This is a genomic window from Zwartia panacis, assembly GCF_030410395.1.
GTDB lineage: Bacteria > Pseudomonadota > Gammaproteobacteria > Burkholderiales > Burkholderiaceae_B > Zwartia > Zwartia panacis.
Genome location: NZ_JAUHHF010000003.1, coordinates 253,161 through 271,224, shown reverse-complemented (window position 1 = coordinate 271,224; position 18,064 = coordinate 253,161). Strand labels below are relative to the sequence as shown.

General features: G+C 47.2%; 14 protein-coding genes and 2 tRNA genes. 9 read left to right on the top strand and 7 right to left on the bottom strand.

What is annotated here, in order from left to right:
- Window positions 1–108: 108 nt before the first annotated feature.
- From QWY30_RS06040 to QWY30_RS06020, 5 genes are all read left to right on the top strand, one after another.
- A complete protein-coding gene (locus QWY30_RS06040) occupies window positions 109–1,158 on the top strand; it encodes a nucleoside hydrolase (protein ID WP_290239172.1) in 1,050 nt (349 codons plus the stop codon).
- Entirely contained in the window at window positions 1,155–2,231 is a 1,077-nt protein-coding gene (locus QWY30_RS06035; protein WP_290239170.1) for a hypothetical protein, read from the top strand. Before QWY30_RS06040 ends, QWY30_RS06035 begins: the two co-directional genes overlap by 4 nt.
- A complete protein-coding gene (locus tag QWY30_RS06030; RefSeq protein WP_290239168.1) occupies window positions 2,218–4,944 on the top strand; it encodes a xanthine dehydrogenase family protein molybdopterin-binding subunit in 2,727 nt (908 codons plus the stop codon). The genes QWY30_RS06035 and QWY30_RS06030 overlap by 14 nt, the downstream gene beginning before the upstream one ends.
- Window positions 4,941–5,462, top strand: a complete 522-nt coding sequence (locus QWY30_RS06025; RefSeq protein WP_290239166.1) for a (2Fe-2S)-binding protein — start codon at window positions 4,941–4,943, stop codon at window positions 5,460–5,462. Before QWY30_RS06030 ends, QWY30_RS06025 begins: the two co-directional genes overlap by 4 nt.
- Window positions 5,463–5,538: 76 nt before the next feature.
- Window positions 5,539–6,843, top strand: coding sequence for a lipase family protein (locus QWY30_RS06020; protein WP_290239163.1), 1,305 nt, complete (start codon window positions 5,539–5,541; stop codon window positions 6,841–6,843).
- 63 nt (window positions 6,844–6,906) lie between these two features.
- On the opposite strand, the gene QWY30_RS06015 is transcribed toward QWY30_RS06020, so the two are convergent.
- Window positions 6,907–6,982 (bottom strand) — tRNA-Thr (locus tag QWY30_RS06015).
- 145 nt (window positions 6,983–7,127) lie between these two features.
- On the opposite strand from QWY30_RS06015, the gene QWY30_RS06010 reads away from it, so the two are divergent.
- Window positions 7,128–9,539, top strand: a complete 2,412-nt coding sequence (locus QWY30_RS06010) for a YgiQ family radical SAM protein (RefSeq protein ID WP_290239161.1) — start codon at window positions 7,128–7,130, stop codon at window positions 9,537–9,539.
- 14 nt (window positions 9,540–9,553) lie between these two features.
- Here the strand turns inward: QWY30_RS06010 and corA are convergent, their stop codons facing one another.
- A complete protein-coding gene (corA, locus tag QWY30_RS06005) occupies window positions 9,554–10,519 on the bottom strand; it encodes a magnesium/cobalt transporter CorA (protein WP_290239160.1) in 966 nt (321 codons plus the stop codon).
- Window positions 10,520–10,745: 226 nt separating this feature from the next.
- On the opposite strand from corA, the gene QWY30_RS06000 reads away from it, so the two are divergent.
- From QWY30_RS06000 to QWY30_RS05990, 3 genes are all read left to right on the top strand, one after another.
- Window positions 10,746–10,821, top strand: a tRNA-Asn gene (locus QWY30_RS06000).
- Window positions 10,822–11,049: 228 nt separating this feature from the next.
- On the top strand, window positions 11,050–11,322 hold the full coding sequence (locus QWY30_RS05995; protein ID WP_290239158.1) for a hypothetical protein: 273 nt from the start codon (window positions 11,050–11,052) through the stop codon (window positions 11,320–11,322).
- Entirely contained in the window at window positions 11,294–11,611 is a 318-nt protein-coding gene (locus QWY30_RS05990) for a hypothetical protein (protein ID WP_290239156.1), read from the top strand. The genes QWY30_RS05995 and QWY30_RS05990 overlap by 29 nt, the downstream gene beginning before the upstream one ends.
- A gap of 289 nt (window positions 11,612–11,900) precedes the next feature.
- Here QWY30_RS05990 and QWY30_RS05985 read toward each other — a convergent pair whose 3' ends face one another.
- The 5 genes from QWY30_RS05985 to QWY30_RS05965 all read right to left on the bottom strand — a co-directional run bounded on the left by QWY30_RS05985 (window position 11,901) and on the right by QWY30_RS05965 (window position 18,063).
- Window positions 11,901–13,697 (bottom strand): amidohydrolase, encoded by a 1,797-nt coding sequence (locus tag QWY30_RS05985; RefSeq protein WP_290239154.1) that lies wholly within the window; start codon window positions 13,695–13,697, stop codon window positions 11,901–11,903.
- Between the two features lie 64 nt (window positions 13,698–13,761).
- Window positions 13,762–14,541 (bottom strand): hypothetical protein, encoded by a 780-nt coding sequence (locus QWY30_RS05980; protein ID WP_290239151.1) that lies wholly within the window; start codon window positions 14,539–14,541, stop codon window positions 13,762–13,764.
- A 103-nt stretch (window positions 14,542–14,644) separates the two neighbouring features.
- A complete protein-coding gene (locus tag QWY30_RS05975) occupies window positions 14,645–15,442 on the bottom strand; it encodes a transporter (protein WP_290239149.1) in 798 nt (265 codons plus the stop codon).
- 99 nt (window positions 15,443–15,541) lie between these two features.
- Window positions 15,542–16,228, bottom strand: a complete 687-nt coding sequence (locus tag QWY30_RS05970) for a response regulator transcription factor (RefSeq protein WP_290239147.1) — start codon at window positions 16,226–16,228, stop codon at window positions 15,542–15,544.
- A complete protein-coding gene (locus QWY30_RS05965) occupies window positions 16,213–18,063 on the bottom strand; it encodes a sensor histidine kinase (protein WP_290239144.1) in 1,851 nt (616 codons plus the stop codon). Before QWY30_RS05965 ends, QWY30_RS05970 begins: the two co-directional genes overlap by 16 nt.
- Between the last annotated feature and the right edge of the window lies 1 nt (window position 18,064).

Below are 18,064 nucleotides of genomic sequence, written 5' to 3'. Positions count from 1 at the left end.
ATTCAGGCCCTTGGATGTCGTTATTTGTCGGTTTTGCAATGATCGAACTTTGTTAGGATCTTGACGTTTAGTTTGCGAATATTGCACACGATAGGTTCTGGTGAGATCATGAAATTTATAGCAAAGAATAACTTTAGGCCCCTCGTTTGGCTCAGCCTCGCATTCGTCTCAATTTTGATGCACGGCTGTGCGAGCGTCGATGAAAGAAATACGCAAAGTACGGCTTCGGTCAATCAATGTGTGCTGGTGGATACGGACTTTGATATCGACGACATGATGGCGATTCCGCTCGTGATCGGTAACAAGCATGTGGCGGCTTTTGTCACTTCTGAAGGCTATACAAAACCTGAGTTAGGTGCTGCAGCGTTGAGCCGACTCATTGCCGAGCCGAATCAGAGACATATTCCCGTGATTATCGGCGCAAGCACCCATCTTGATGAAAAGAAGATTGTGTCTGAATGGGGACAGTTTGTCCTACAGTATCGTGATTTGATGAACCGGATCAATAACTTTACTGTTTCAGGGATGCCTCCTGCCGGCGTGCAAGCTGATTATAAAAATCAAGTCGTCAAAGCGGTTTCCAACTGTAAAACGGTAGATGTGTTGATCATTGGAACGTTTTCCTCTTTTGTGAATTACAGTCCTGCCATCGAATCCAAAATCAATCATGTCGTGATCATGGGTAAGGCTTTAGAGGGCGATACGACACAGCGACCCGGTAATTTCTCTTTCAATTGCGAGTACGACATGCCTGCTTGCAAGAAAGTCTTTTACGAGCAATTACCTAAATACAAATATACCTATGTGGATGTCCCACGTTCCAAGTGTGACACCACCCCCAATCAAGGGGCATGCAAAGGTACGGTGTATGGACCCACTCTTGAGATGGTTAAGAATCTTCATTCAGAGGGATTGCCCAATACGCTGAAACAGGTCTTGCTTGGATACACCAATAGTTGGAATCTCGACACATGGCCAAACAAGATTTACGGCGGTAAATCATTGTTATGGGATCAGTCCGCTGCGCTGTACATGGTCTATCCTGAAATCTTCAAAAAGCTTGGTGGTCCTAATGGACATTTCGAGGCTGCAGTAAGTCCGCAAGAGTTTCGCGCTAAATGGACTGAAGCCACCAATCAGGCAAAGACGTACAAATGAAAAAATCTAGTTTTTTGACGCTTACGATCGCTAGCGTCATGCTGTTTAACTCGGTTACTGCGCATGCCGCAAAAACAGAAACGCCTGCCAACACTCAAGCGTCGAAGGATGCAGCGTTAAATAGCATTCTTGAACTGAATGTCGGCATGTTTACACTCTATGAACAGGCTTTAGGAGACTTTCAGACACGCTTCCTTTCCAATCATCCATTGATCCTTGGACTTTTCTCGGGTACTGGTGGAAAAATGATGCTCTATCGGCCTGGAAAGGAAGTCGAGCATGCCCCCTCCGTGCCAGTGATCTATCAGATACTGAAGTCGACCGGGCACAGCACAATGGCGATTTCTCAGATCGTTTTGCAATATTTAAATAAAAAAGATTCGATGGGATGGAAGGCGCCTTTAGAAACTTACCTCACTGATACAAACAAAGCTTTGGCGAGTTTGAGTCAAGTTGAAATGAACGAATCCTGGAGACCTGTCGTCAGGAATATTCTTAAAGCCAACAGTGATTATCTGACCTTGTGTTTGTCGAAAAATCAACTGAGCCCAGAGGATTTGCAGGACTTTGCCAGAAAGACCGGCCCTGATCTAAAGTTGATTATCGGCTGGGCTGCGCAAACGCAAGTCCAACACTGGATGGGCGTACTGGATAAATGGAAAGCTGATCTAGGCAATGATTGGGATAAAACCTACGGTGCCAGCAACACGATTTATGTCGCCCGGCAAAACAACATATTATTTAGCGTATTAGCTCAATACTTTGGTCCGCAAGCGATCAATGACAGATTAATGTTAATCGAAACCACCTCCTTTACAACGACTCCACAGGATATGTTGACCGCTGTCTCCCGCATTGCTTCGGATCGTATTACCGGGGATGTTTTTTTCGGGAATAAGTCGTTGATGGATTATGAGCTGATGGGTGGGGATGCCAGAAAAGCAATCATTGCTGAAATGCAAAAACGAGGTCGTGAAGCATTTCTGCCCCCCTTAGTACCATTCGGATCCAAACAATGGCCTGCTTTAGTCACCCCAGGTCCTGGAGCTAAAACTCTCGATGATCTTAAATAGAAGAGAATTTCTCAAGACAAGCTATCGCACCGGTGTGGCTGCGATCGTTATCCGTTACCTGAATCCTGGAAATGCCTTTTCATCTCCATTGCCAGGTCAGGCAGCACTGGCGAGCCAGAGTTTGGCGGGTAAACAGTTGTATGAGGGGCGGATCAAGGCAACAGGTGGAAAGATTTATGCCATTGATTTTCGCGCAAAAGATTTTCCTGGCTGGCCAACCAATGAAAGGCGTGGTGTCATTCTCCGGGCGCCCAGAGTCGACCTCGTCTACAAGGGTCTCGATCTTGAGCAGATGCGGCAGCAGTATGGCGATTTCAAACTGGTGACGGGGCAAGATCTGAATCAATGGGGATGTTTGGGTGCTCCTCCCTTTTTAAAGCCTGAATTTTATGTGTCTCCAGGGGCTAGTCCCGCTTATTTTGGACAGCCAATTGCACTGATTTCTTTCAAAAGTGTCGATGACTTTTTGGCGGTAAAGTCAAAACTCCCCGAACTTAAGCGCTATATCCAGTATGAGGGCAACTCACCGCAATTGGCAGAGCCTAATTACGGATCGAGCAGCTTTGTTTTTTATCAGGGGAAAGGACGGGAACCCGAATTTTCATTTATGAAAGATGTGCCGGGCACTGATTTCACCGATACCTCTGCTGCCTTGCTGGCTAAAGATAGATATCAGGCCCTGACAAATCGCTACAGCCAAAAAATTCAAGATGAACTGGATCAGTCTGGTTGGCTCAAGCTCAAGTCTTCCTACTCTACACAGTCTGTTGATCCCATGTTCCTGGAGCCTGAAAACGGATTGTCATGGTATGACAGCAAGAGTCAGACGCTGTCGCTCGTTTTAGGCACGCAGTCACCCCAAGAGGATGCGGTCGCGATTGAGGCGTTCTTTTCCAAGGCTAATACTCCCCCGATTAAACGTATTGTTGTTCATTGCTGTTTTCTTGGCGGGGGGTTTGGCGGTAAGGACAGTTCTGATTTTTCATTGCATCTGGCGATAGCCGCGCTGGCTGAGCCGGATGTGAGCCATCGAATCGTTCATACTCGCTCAGATCAGTTTCAAGGCGGTTTGAAAAGACATGCTTCGAAAACAGACATCTCCATGGCAGTGGATTCGAACGGACAATTTCAATATCTACGATCAGAAATGACCTTGGATGGGGGGGGTCAAAATAACTATAGTTTCGCCGTGCAAAGTGTCGGAGCAAGAAACGCCTCAGGTGCCTATCATTTCCCCCGCTCCCAGATCGATGCTGTCGCAAACGCTAGTAAGAATATTCCAGCTGGGTCCATGAGAGGCTTTGGATCATTTCAGTCTTCATTCGCCCTTGAGTGTCTGATTGATGAAGCTGCGCAAGCGCTCAAGATGGATCCAATCGAGATCAGGCTGAAAAACTGTCTACCAGGAAACCCCTATACACAGACGGGTGTCCAGCTTGTCATTCCGACGCATGCGCAAAAAGTGCTGACGGCAGCGCGTCAGTCATCGCTTTGGCGTGATCGTGCAAGTCATAAAAAGCAGAAAAGCAATTCTGAGATCCTTTATGGGACTGGATTTGCTGCGGCGTTCAAGACCTTTGGAAAGCATGAGAATGGATGTCTTGCCGGAGTTGAGATTTCTCCAAACGGCATGATCAAGCTTTACACACCGAGCGTTGATATGGGCAATGGCTCGGCAACGACTCTGTCTCTATCGATATCGTCCATTTTTGGTCGTCCGGCCGATGAAGTTCAAATCGGTGTGACAGACTATTTTGACGCACTCAATTTAGTGACGACTCCTGCAAAGAGTGAAAAGGAGCAAGGCGAATTATCTTTGAATCCGTTTTGGACGCCATCACTGGTGATATCGAGTGCGGCAAGTACATCGGCCTATCATCTCAGGCACACAGTGCTTGAAGCAGCAAAAGTCATTCGTGATTTTGGATTGATCCCTGCAGCTTTTCTATTGCTTGGAATCCCTGCTGCAGATGCGCAATCGCGCTCAGACGATTATTCGTTCGATGCCAATGGATTCAATTACAAGGATGGTCGCAAGTTTTCATTCGCACAGCTTGCTGCTGCAGCCTACCAGAACGATTTAATGACCGGTGCGCTCGTGCATGGTTATTATCGGGAAAGTTGGGCAGAAGCTTCTTTTGTGCTTTCTCAGCGATCCTATGACACAGAGATTGATGCGCTATCAATACGTCGAGGAGCGAATCAGTATGTAGCCGTGCCGCGCACACGTGTTAAATATTCTCCATTACGCTCTTTGAATGGTGATGCGAATCGCATGTCTTCCTATGCCGCGATTGTGTCGGTGACCGTGAATCGATCAACCGGTGAGATCAGGGTTGTGGATGCGGAAACCTTTCTGGATTGTGGACCCCCGATTCAAAAAGAGATCGTCGAAGGGCAGATGCTGGGTGCGTTTGCGATGGGAATTGGTCAAACCTTGACCGAAGATCTTTCCCTTGATAACCAGTCTGCCGGGCAAGGCGAATTCAATTTGCACCTTTATAAATTACCCACCGCCAGAGAGTGCGCTGTGGGTGTCGCGAAATTCAATATTCTTGACGCAACGCAGGGGGATGAGCCAAGAGGCATGTCCGAAGTCGTTTTTAATCCCATTTCTGCCGCGATTGTGAATGCTCTGGCGGATGCCACTCAATATCGCTTTAAATCATTACCCATCAGACAAGCGGACGTTAAAAAAGCGTTATCGACATGACTCAAATCAACATTCAACTGAAAGTCAACGGTAAGGACGTTCAAGGACAAGCCAATGCTGACATTAGTCTGGCTGATTTTTTGCACGAGAAGCTTGGACTGACCGGGACTAAAGTCTCTTGCGGGATCGGTATTTGCAAAGCCTGTACGGTCGCGGTAAGTGCGTCCGGTGACCAGGGGCTGCAAAGAATGCAAGCATGTTTGATGCCTGCTGTTGGTCTACAGGGGATGAACATCATGACTGTCGAAGGATTGTCGTCAGGAGATGTTTTGTCCGTCCAGCAGCAAGCGTTGTTGAGTCATTTCTCGTTTCAGTGTGGCTACTGTACACCGGGATTTTTGATGGGCATCACGCTGTTGATGGATCAGCTTAAGAGAAATCCTGTCAAATATTCCGATCTCAATCAAACCGTGATGGATAGCATGGGTGATCATCTGTGCAGATGCTCGGGATATGGAAAATATCATGACGCGATCAAAGAGGTATTGATGAATACTCAAGGATTAGTGATTCGATAGAAACAGCCTGCTCTCTATGTTTCACTATTACAATCTGGATCGTTCTGGTCATTCACATACCTGAGTGGTATTTTTCATGAAAAATTCGATTCGTTTCTTGATGTTGGTCATGGGTTCTTCGGTGATGTTTACCTCAGCCAGTCAAGCAGAGCCTCCTTTGCCTCCATTTTATGAATCAGTCGCGCGAATGACTCCCGATGGAAAATTGGGACAAGTGATTCATAAGGAGGAAATTAAAACCTCGCTCAAAGGCGCGAGAGCCTGGAAGATCGCCTACATTTCCTCTGATGTCGCAGGACGCAAGACCATTGCGACAGGGTTGGTCATTGCTCCAGTAGGGCCTGCTCCCAAAGAGGGTAGACATATTCTTGCTTGGGCACACGGCACTACCGGCTCGGCTCAGAATTGTGGTCCATCACAAGTGATTGATCCAACACGTCCCCTCAATCAGTATTTTCTAATGAACGGAAATTCTTGGACCGATTTTGGCATTCCAAATGGTCAGGAGTTTATTAATGAAGGTTACGTTGTTGTGGCGACCGACTACCAAGGACTGGGCGGTGGCGGCAAGCATCAATATGCCGTAGCGGGAACAAATGGCAGAGATGTTATTAATTCCGCCAGAGCAGCGAGCTCGATGCCAGAACTTGGTGCGGGTAAGAAGACGCTTCTCTATGGTTGGTCGCAGGGAGGTGGCGCCACGATTGCAGCAGCAAGTTTGCCGGAATATCAAGCTCAGCAAGGTACGGCGGCGGACAACTTGGAGTATCTTGGATTTGTCGCATTGGCACCTGAGGACCTAGCTGCGGTGCTTCCAAAATCTCAAATTGACCAAGCTGGAGCGGATAAGCTCATGAAGGAGTTTGTCGCTGAGAACGTACCGAATGTATTTTTGTTCACCCATTTTATGATGGGACTCTGGGGCACTCAGGCTGCATATCCTCATCTCAAATTGACAGACGTGCTGACTGAAGAGGGTGCCAAGGTTGCGGATCAACTATCCAGCAATAAGTGTGTGCATGTCATGGCGGATTCGTTTAACTATGCTTACGGAGACAGTTACAAATCACTGTTGAAGCCACAGGCAAGCAACACCTTGGCATGGATCCAGGCCTTTGTTGATGGAAGCGTTAAGCCAGTCAAACCTGTGGCACCTGTCGTGATTTACTGGGGAACAAAAGATGTCACTGTGCCCCCAGTGATGCATGAAATCTATCAAAAGCAGATGTGCTCAATAGGCGCGAACGTAGCGAGAATTCAGTTACCGGGTGAGCAGACGCACTTTACAACCCCTGGTGTATCGGCGCCTATGTATCTCGAGTGGGTCAAGGATCGTATCGCAGGTAAACCTGTGGAGAATGGCTGCAGTAATATCAAGTAATTTTTATGCAGACAAATAAAAAGGGTCGCAGAGTATCTTAGCTCTACGACCTTTTTGTTTTATTGGTGCCGATGAACGGAATCGAACTGTCGACCTTCTCATTACGAATGAGCTGCTCTACCAACTGAGCTACATCGGCATCAGCCCAAAATTATATCAGAGCGGATTTAGGGGTTTTATCGAGCAATTTTGCTCTTTCGCAAGGCTTCAAGGTGTCCGATGACCCTATAGTTCTTGAGGCGAACCTTGTTGATACGGGGGATTACCCGGATAATAGTAGGGATATGACCACTTATGCCGATGTTTCCCTCTTTCCCCGCAACGCCAAACCCCTGAGCAGCTATCGCAAGTTCTGGGCGGCGCGCTTTGGCGTGGCCCCGTTTTTACCGATGAGTCGCGATGAGATGACCCAGCTCGGCTGGGACAGTTGCGACATCATTATCGTGACGGGCGATGCGTATGTGGACCATCCAAGTTTTGGCATGGCCGTGATCGGCCGGATGCTGGAAAATCAGGGGTTCCGGGTGGGTATCATCGCCCAGCCCGACTGGCAAAGCGCTGAGCCTTTCAAGGCGCTCGGCAAGCCCAATCTGTTTTTTGGCGTGACTGCGGGCAACATGGACTCGATGATCAACCGTTATACGGCTGATCGCAAAATGCGTAGTGATGATGCCTACACCCCCGGTGATGTGGGTGGCAAAAGGCCGGATCGCGCAGCGATTGTCTACACCCAGCGATGCAAAGAAGCCTATAAAGACGTGCCGATTGTTTTAGGTGGCATAGAGGGCTCGCTGCGCCGTATCGCGCATTACGATTACTGGTCCGACAAGGTTCGCCGCTCGATCATTGTGGATAGCAAGTGCGACTTGCTGTTGTATGGAAATGCCGAGCGTGCGGTTGTCGAAATCGCGCATCGGTTGGCGGCGAAAGAACCCGTACAAAATATTACTGACGTTCGGGGAACGGCTTTTGTTCGGCGTGAAACCCCAGAGGGCTGGTTTGAGATCGACTCGACGAGTGTGGATGCGCCGGGCAGGGTTGAGGCTCACGTCAATCCATATCTGATGATTAGCGAGCAGGCGCTCGAGCAGGGTGAAAGCTGTGCGCGAAACGATGAGGCACGCGCCGTTGCAGACGAGGTGAATTCTAAAACCGCTGCCAAAACCGCTGCTAAAACCACCGCTAAAACCGAGTCACCACTGCTCTTTCAGCCGAATCCCTCCCTGCAGACCAAAGGCAAGCTCAAGGTCCCGCCGCGTGATCGAAGTGTGATCCGCCTGCCTTCCTACGAGCAGGTCAAATCCGATCCCGTTTTGTATGCCCATGCCAATCGCGTGTTACATCTGGAGACCAACCCCGGAAATGCGCGCGCGCTTGTCCAGGCGCACGGCGAGGGTCGAACCGCGCGCGATGTCTGGATCAATCCTCCGCCGATTCCACTGACCACCGCAGAAATGGATCTGGTTTTTGATCTTCCCTACGCGCGCAGTCCGCATCCGATTTACGCGGATGAAAACGGTAGTCATGATGGCGCCACCAAGATCCCCGCGTGGGAAATGATTCGGTTTAGCGTCAACATCATGCGCGGTTGTTTTGGTGGTTGCACGTTCTGTTCGATTACTGAGCACGAGGGCCGGATTATCCAGAGCCGCAGCGAAGACTCCGTGATCCGTGAAATCGAAGACATCCGCGACAAGGTGCCTGGCTTTACCGGCGTGATTTCAGATCTGGGCGGTCCGACTGCGAACATGTATCGGATTGGTTGCAAGAGTCCTGAAATCGAGTCCGCCTGTCGCAAGCCAAGCTGTGTGTATCCGGATGTGTGTCAAAACCTGAACACGGATCACAGCTCGCTCATTCATATGTATCGACGCGCCCGCGCATTGAAAGGCGTGAAAAAAATCCTGATCGGTTCAGGATTGCGTTATGACCTGGCAGTCAAGTCCCCCGAGTACATCAAGGAACTCGTGACCCATCATGTGGGAGGCTATCTCAAGATCGCGCCTGAGCACACCGAGATGGGCCCATTATCCAAGATGATGAAGCCTGGGATTGGTAGCTACGACAAATTCAAACAGCTGTTCGACAAGTTCAGTCAGGAAGCCGGGAAGAAACAGTTTCTAGTGCCATATTTTATTGCTGCGCATCCTGGAACCGCTGACGAGGACATGATGCATCTGGCCATGTGGCTCAAGAGCCACGGTTTCCGCGCAGATCAAGTACAGACTTTTTATCCAAGTCCGATGGCAACGGCCACGGCGATGTACCACTCGGGTCGCAACCCTCTGGGGCGTATTACGCGCGAGAGCGAAACCGTCGATATCGTGCGTGGTGATCGACGTCGCAGACTACACAAAGCCTTTTTGCGCTATCACGATCCAAACAACTGGCCCTTGCTGCGCGAAGCCCTCAAGGCCATGGGCCGCGCGGACCTGATCGGTAACGGGAAAAAGCATTTGATTCCTTTTCATCAGCCTCAAACGGACGGTAGCTACACCAGCGTGCGTCGCAAAAACAGCACGCAGGCCAGTGTTCCTAAAGGCGTGAAAACGGCTCAGCCAGTGAGGTCCGGGCAGCCTGTTCGGGCTGCAGGGGTCGTTTCCAAAACGGTTTCTAAAACAGTCGCCAAGCCCGTCCGATCCGGACGTATGCTGACCCAACATACGGGTCTGCCGCCTAGAAAATCGGTCAAATAAGGTTTAAAAAAACCTCATAACCATCCACGTCTGCGGAACTGCCAGAAGAGGACGCACGCAGTCGCGCCAATCATTCCGAGCGCAAATGGGTATCCATATTCCCATTTCAACTCGGGCATGCCCTCGAAGTTCATTCCCCAAATGCCAGCCATGGCGGTTGAGGCCGCAAAAATGGCGGCCCAGGCAGCCAGTCGCTTGACGACGGCCGAGTCTTCAATAGTGACCAGAGATAAATTCACCTGGATGGCTGTCGCAATCGTGTCGCGAACGGCGTCGATTGCGCCATTGATACGCTCCAAGTGGTCATGTACATCTCTGAAATATTCTTTGCTGTTCATACACGGGGCAGGGACGCGACCACCGTGCAGTTTGCCGGCAACCTCCAATAATGGCACGACCGCGTGTCGGATGGTCGAGCTTCGATGTTTGAGCGCATAGAGACGTTCAATATTCCATCGTGCTGAATTTTCATTGAAAATCTGTGATTCAACCTCCTCAAGATCTGCTTCGAGTTCGTTCACAATCGGAAAATAGCGATCTACGACAGCATCCATCAAGGCGTAAGAGACAAAGCCTGAGCCGAGCTTGAGCAACTCAGGCTCACGCTCACATCGTTCGCGAACGCCCAGAAAATTTTGCTGACTATCTCTACGGACAGACAAAATGAAATTGCGACCCACAAATATCGCGACCTCGCCCACATGCAAGTCCTCATCGCGTTTTTCAAGAAGCTGCATCACGATAAAGACGGTATCTCCGTATTCTTCGATCTTGGGTCGCTGATGTCCTTTGGCCGCATCCTCAACGGCCAATGGATGCAAGGAAAACTCCTCTTGCATTTGATTGAGCTCATCTAGCGTGGCATCGCGCATGGCGACCCAAATAAAACACCCTGGCTTGGTCATCCATTCACTGATATCCGCAACGTCTATATCGGCAACTTTCTGACCGTCTTGGTACACCACGCAATTGATTAGCATTTCATTGAACCTTTGGTTCGCAGTTGAAAAAGTCAGTTCACCAAGAAGGTTAACTTCGTAGTGTGGGTCTAGTCCACCTTCCGGGGGGAGGCGCGGCACTATTTTTCCCAATTTATGCTAGAATCTTTTGTGTTTGAAAAATGGTGAATAAAAAGCTAATTTCAGATGCTCTGAGGTTCTTCCAAAGAGCGTATGTATTTAGTATTTTTTAGTCCCTTCAGACTATTCCCTGATAGCTCAGTCGGTAGAGCGACGGACTGTTAATCCGCAGGTCGCTGGTTCGAGCCCAGCTCGGGGAGCCAAGTACATGAAAAAGCAGCCTTCGGGCTGTTTTTTTTTGAATTAAACCTATGGTCTCAAGATTTGATCTTGATTTTAGATCTAGATAAGTGTGGATCAGTTTCGTTATTTTTCGCACAAGCATGCGTGACTCATATTTCATGCATTCGTGCTATCATGCCGCATGAATGCACTATTGCATGAAAATATAATGGGGTGTAAATATGGCGCACGCTTTAGCAGTCCCACCTATGGTTAAGAGCGTCGGGGCGAGTGGACAAATTTCCTTAGGTAAGGAGTATGCCGGCCGCCAAGTGTTGGTAGAAATGCCGGCAGAAGGTGTATGGATTATTAAAACAGCCAGGATTGTGCCTGATAACGAGGCTTGGCTTGAAAATCCACAGATCAAACAGCGTGTTGCACGCGCTATTGAATGGGTATCTCAACATGCTCCAGAGGCATCTGATCCAGATAAGCTTGTAACGAGGAAGCAGGATGTCAAGCGTAAAGCTCGTTCAGCTTGATTTAAATAACCCTGCATTTCAGGAATCATGGTTTGAGTTGGTGGCAGACGAGGCTGAGCGAGTACGTGCGATGCTAAAAAAAATCACCAAACTCACATGGCAACAGGTTTATACGGATAAAGGTTTACATTGGGAAAAAATATATAGCGTGACACCTCCGCGTGGCGTGGATTCGATTTATTCGTTTCGTTTAAGTAAGTCTTCACGAGATTTGGGTTTTCGAGACGGACAGTTTTTGCGCGTTTTATTGGTTTGTGCGGATCACGACGGAACCTATGGGCGAAAGTGATGTGTTCTTTTTATTATCGTTACACTTTCCATTGCACGGTCACATAATTGATAAGTAAGTTATTGAAAAATATAAGATAATTTTAAGCTGCCTACGCTGTTCATCCGCAGGTCGCTGCTTCGAGCCCAGCTTGGGGAGTCATAAATACCAATAAAAAGCCCATCTCAAAAGGATGGGCTTTTTGTTGAGCTATCACAGGGGTATTTGAAAAACACCCCAATAGTTGGATGGGTGTCCAACTTTTAGGGTGCAGTTCACAAAGATGGTTTTGAATTTAGTAAAACTCCGATCAATGGCGATGAAAATTCTTGATAGCTGAGTTTGCCAAGTCTTTATGCTCCGTGGGATCAATTGCAGTAATTTGTTCTATAAATTTCTTAATATCAATCTTCTTACCACCCAGCCATGTCCCTTGGACTTTCACTTTCTCGAGAATCTCGTTTGGATTCACAGCAGTAATGTCGGCCGACAGCTCTACTAAATCAGCATACTTACCGACTTCAAGCGAACCAATTTCTTGATCGCGTTTGAGTTGATAGGCGCCATTGATCGTGGATGCTTTAAGCGCTTCATCCAGGGTGACTGCCTGATTGGGACCATGAACCTTGCCCGAATCAGTGGTACGCGTCACCATGCGCTGAATGTTTCTTAAAGTATCTGGGGGAGAGACCGTTCCATCATTGTGAAATGTGGTGCGTGTTTTCATTTTCATCGCATCACCCACGCGCTGCCATTGAGCCCCGTATTGAGACGCAAACATCGTTCCGTCTAACAGATCACCCCAATAGATGTACTGAAATGGCGCCATTGAAACAGTCACCCCAAGTCGTTCAGCGCGCTGAAATTGATCTGCCCGTGCAGCACCTAAATGCTCAACGCGCCAGCGGTGATCGGTTCCAATCAGCTTGTATTTGTTTAAAGCATTTTCATAGGCGTCGAGCACCACATCAAATCCAACGTCGCCATTGCAATGAAACGCCATTTGATAGCCCATAGGCGCATATTGATCGAGCAATTGGTCGAGCTGCGCGCGCGTGTAATTCATGCCCTTTTCGAACAGTGGACCCAGAAGAATATTCGCCTGTTTGGTTCGGGCGTTATCTAAATAACCAAAACTCTGTGCAACAGTTCCCAGCCATGGGCTTCCATCCGCCCACAGCTTGATGCCATTTTTACGAACCATGCTGGGATCAGGCCATGTCACTTTCGCGGCTGCATCTGGCTCAATGGCCATATGATAAACATGCATTCTTACTGGGCTGTCCGGGACTGATGCTAATGCCTCGTAACCCTTGTACATGCCGGTGTTGTAAGTGTGCTCCGATGTTGAGGTGATGCCCATTGAGGCCATATACGCATACCACTTGGCGCTGGAGAGCAAAATGTGGGGTATTGCTTTGGGAAGGATCGGGCCAATCACTGCCATTAATGCAGCCGACTCATTGGCAACGCCATTGGAGGTGCCGTCTTGAAATCGACCATAGCTGCCGCCCACTGGGTTGACAGGCGGCTTGTCATCTTTCCAGCCTAAAATTTTGACGACTGCAGTATTGAAGTAAACCGCATGCCCAGAATTATCAATCACGATGATTGCACGACCGCTTGGCGTTAACTGATCCAGTATGTCCCGTGTTGGCAGAGGAGCCTCTTGCAACAATCTGTCTAGGCCATTGAATACCAAAGGTCTGCCGGCTGGAGCTTCTGCGTCCGCCTTTTTTATGGTTGCTTGGACATCTGCCCATGTTTTCGCGCCAACGTAAGGTGCAATCCAATAGGCGGGAGCTTGTGTCGTAATGCCCGACAGAATCGGGTGATTGTGCGGATCAATAAAGCCGGGCATGAGTACGGTAGAACCTAAATCCTGTACTTTTGCGTTAGGTGCACTGGCACGTACATTCTGGAGCGACCCAATAGCGGTAATCTTTTTTGTCACGGTATCAAAGGCAATGGCCTCAGCACGTGGATTCTTATCGTCCATCGTAATAATGGTTGAGGCCTTCAAAATCTGTATTTCTGCTAACGCTAAATTAGACATGCAGTAAAGCGAAACAATGGGAAGAGTCTTGAAGATTGATTTGTAGTTCATATCTATTCCAATAGACGAAATTATGAGTTAAGGGATTTCAGCACACTGTATCAACAGAAAATATTTAAAATTTAAAAGTTACTGCAACAGCAGCGCCAAACATATTTAAGTCAACATTTGTATTGTTAGGCTTAAACTGGTAGTAGACGTTTTTAGCAACAAGTGACACATCACCCCAGTCGTATGAGCGACCCATTCCCAGATATGCTTGGCTGGTAAAGCTTGAACTTTGCCCACCGCCAGCATCGACATAAAAAGGGACGAAGTAGTTTGATTCACCCAGATTCCATCTGCCCTTGAGTCCAGCAATCGCGGCAGTGATATTTTGTGTGCTGGTCTGCTTGAACGATAGGCCGAACGCTGGATCAGAAATCGTAGTGCTTGCATTGAGCCAAAGATATCTTGCACCGATCAATCCATCTACATATGAAGTTTTCGAACTGTATAGATTGAAACTTGGTGCGAGGGTAAACATTGAAAGCTTGGCAGTCGTATTGGCGTTTAGATCCGCGCGTCCAATCACGGCAGAGGAGTTTTTACCAAGATCTCCATACATCGCATCCAGATAGACGCCAAATTTATTGCTCCGAGCCTCAGCGACAATCATGGCTGCCATCTTGATATCAGATAAGAGGTCGCCTGGAGTGAGCTTGATCTGACCTGTTGATAAATTATTATGGGATAGCGACCCCCTAATGCCAAGCGCCCAAACATAAGGGGTGATGCTGTAACTCCATTGGTCTTTTATTGGGGATGAACTTGCTGGCGTGCTAGCAGCAGGCTGCGCACTGGCAAATTGGGCCGTCATGAGTCCAGTCAAAAGTAAGGCAAGGGGAAATTTCATTTAGTGCATTCCTAGCTAAATCAACAATAAAAATGAGGATTTCTGTTACGAAATGCCCATCACTCACTGACCGTCTATTTGTATTTTGAAAATTTTGATAGTTTTACTTTGGGAAAATGAACGTCATGCTTGCTCGACCCCCCCAGCCAGAGGGGCCTCCCGGGACGCTGCTTAAGTAATAACGTGCGCCTACTTGAAATGAGACAGGTACTTCGCCGATTTTGACCAGTTTAGAAACAGTTGCATTCAAGGGGTTTTCTGCCCGTCGCGCATCCCAGTTGAAAGTAGACTGGGTGTTGATCGAATAGGTCCAGGCGCTTGGAGTAACGTAAGAGATAAATGGCTGATAGAACAGATTATTAGCCGTGCCATTGACCGCGCTTCCTCCAGCGCTCCATGTGTTGTATGTGAGTAGACCTGCCGTCCATGGTGACTTCATCACCAAACCAACAGCGCTCAAGCCGACGCCTGTTTGAGAGGTGCCGAAATTCGAACCGGAGAGCGATGGGGTGCTGACAACAGGACCAACGCCCCATATCAATCCATTTGAAGCGGCGGGTGAGAAAAAAGTTTCTACAACGATAGGGCCGGCCCCTGTGCCGCTGTATCCATTGACATTATTGAGTGACTCGAAGGTCATGACTGGCCTAACAATGTAGTTCCAGTTGTTATTGAGCTTAAGGGGGACGACTGGCTGAACGACCAAGCTATTGCTCGTTCCTTTTTTGTCTAATCCAATATTGGCATCGTAGTTGTATTGAAAAGGAACGGATATCAACGATGCGACAGGATTGGTTAGTTTTTTTGCCAGATCGCTTGTTGCAGTATTAGCGGGCTGTGCTAACGCTGAGCATGAAATTAAGCTGTATAAAAAACCTGAAGCAAGTAGGTGAGTTTTCATGTTTCCACGATTAAATGTTCATTAAACAAAGTTGATGAACATTAAACGAGACAGATTTTCATTACCTACAAAAACCTACACTCCTGGGTATTGGTGATTTCAAATAATTTTGATGCGCGACAATAACTGGTAGCCCTCTCCTCTAATGGCGCGAATCCCTTTACCTTCAATTCCGGCATCATTGAGCTTTTTGCGAAGACGAACCACACGGACTTCGAGTGCGGCTTTTGATTGCTCATGCATCTCAATTTCACCGCAAAGTTCCAATAATCTGAAATAAGGAAGATTTCCATTTGGAGATTCATTGAGTGCTTTTAAGATCACTATTTCTTGTCGACTCAACTCGACTGTTTTAGTACCCGTCAAGCTCATCATACGCGGGTTAAGAATCAAATCTTGCCTGTCATATTGTTTCAATAAGCGTCGGGAAACACTACCTATGGCAGCCATCAGCTCAGCACTCGATATCGGCTTGGTGAGGTAAACATCTGCTCCAGAATCATATCCATTAATACGATCCAATTCTCGGCCGCGAGCGGTCAGCATGATGATGTACAGGTCTGGATTCGAACGCTTATATCGTCTCGCTATGCTCAGACCGTCTTCACCCGGAAGATTAAGATCTAGGATCAGAAGGTCTATGTGGGTATGTGTGACGAGATCATCCAATTCCTCTGCGGACTCGGCTGCGTGGACTGTAAAGCCGGCCTTGGAAATATCTCTTTTAAGAAGGTCTCTAAAATCATCATTGTCTTCTACCAACGCAACTTTCAGGAGGGTATCCATAATTTAAAAATAACTTTATTCTGTTGAAATTGATACGAAACGAGACCGCCGATTAACTGCATCAGTTCGTAAACAAGATAGAGACCTAGTCCTGAACCGCTTATTTTAGTAGCCGAGGAATTTCTGTAATATTTTTTGAATACATGCTGAGGATCTGGCGCACCCATTGAACCCACATCATTGATGAATTGAACATGTACGCCGGGTGTACCGTTGATATCTTGAGCACTTGTTTCGATATAAATCTGTGATGCCTTAGGTGAATATTTGATGGCATTTTCTAAGATATTTGAGACGATAATACGCAAGATATCTTGATCTGTATGCACGATTGGATTTTCATGGCAGGTGAGGGATGTATAGCTTTGAGTTTTAAATTGGTAAAGCAAGTTGTTGATAAAGTCATCTAGTCTGAATGTTTTTTTGTGAACTTGCGTCGACTTTGCATCGATTTTACCGAGTTGAAGGCAGCGTTCGATAATAAAGTTAATGTTGTTCACAGCGCGGTTTGCATGACCCTCGAGATCAGAGCCTGAAACCTTTTCATCCACGACAAGTTTTAAGACAGAAAGCGGAGTCTTGATCTCATGAGACAACATGGCCATGAGCATGGATTGTTCTTCGCGTTGCTTCCGTTCGTGATCCGCCTCTGATTTGAGTGCCATCGTGCGGCTTGACTCAATTTTTAATAATGCTTTTGCGCGGTACTGAAGCAAAAAGAAAAATACCAATCCGCTCACCATGCTGTAGATATGCAGTGAATGCAAAGCAAGATCTCCTCCTGGAAGCCAGCCTTGAAGAGAAAAGATTGCGATCGTCCAAAGCGCTAAATTGAAAAAATAAAAAATACGTAATACATTGATTGGTAAGGCATCAGCCTTTAAAGTAGATTGATTAATATCCACTCCAAACAGTGAGGAAATAAGAAAGAACGAAATAGTGATGAAAACTAAAAGGCTATTCAAATTAAATGTGAGAGGCTGATTGGTCAAGAAATTGAGTGTAATGATCAGAGATGAAAAAAAGAGCAATAAGTTAAAGACGGCATTAAACGATTTTTTAAGTCCATAATCTCTCAATAGAAATTTATTGGCCAAAATTCCAAAGAGTGGATAGGTCACGACAAGGAAACTAAAAAAACTATTCATCCTAATCGGATCGAAATAATCATCGAAAAGGATTTTAAATATTCCGCCATGCAATGACGTGTGTAGAAACGCAAAGATCTGCTGAGCAGCAAATATTCCTAGTACTAACTCGCGATGTAACACCCAGCTGATGAGTAGCCACAATGCGATCAGCAGTGTCAGTGTCGAATATGCTGCATAGACCAGAAGTTCTTGGCGATCGCTTTTTTGATATTGAGCAAGCGGCATGACTTCAGCATTGACTAGATAGCTGCGGACGGACTTAATCCTGAGGTAAATTTCTCGCTCTGCCGGTCGAGGTGCTAATTCGAAGTTATAGCTGACAGCTTCGATATCGGAAGCTTTCCATGGGTATTTGTTTCCCACTAAGGGCTTTTGTTGTGGGAGTGCGGAATCGAACAGCTCGATTTCTTCAATAAAAACAGGTCTGATTTTGAGTATAAGTGGCTGTGAGTTTGCTGCGATTTTTAACTTCAGCCAAAACGTTCCCGTTTTATAACCGCCTGTCAGGGCTTCTTGATAGGGAATGAATTCTTTTTGCTCAATTTGTGAGATTGAGAGTGAATTGCTTTTGTCTTCAAAATAAGCTTGACTCAGGAGGTATTGGTCTGAGTTTTTTGCATAGGCAGGTAGTGAACCAAGAAAGTTCGCCAGTATTAAAAAAAATATTATTGTCAATTTTTTCATG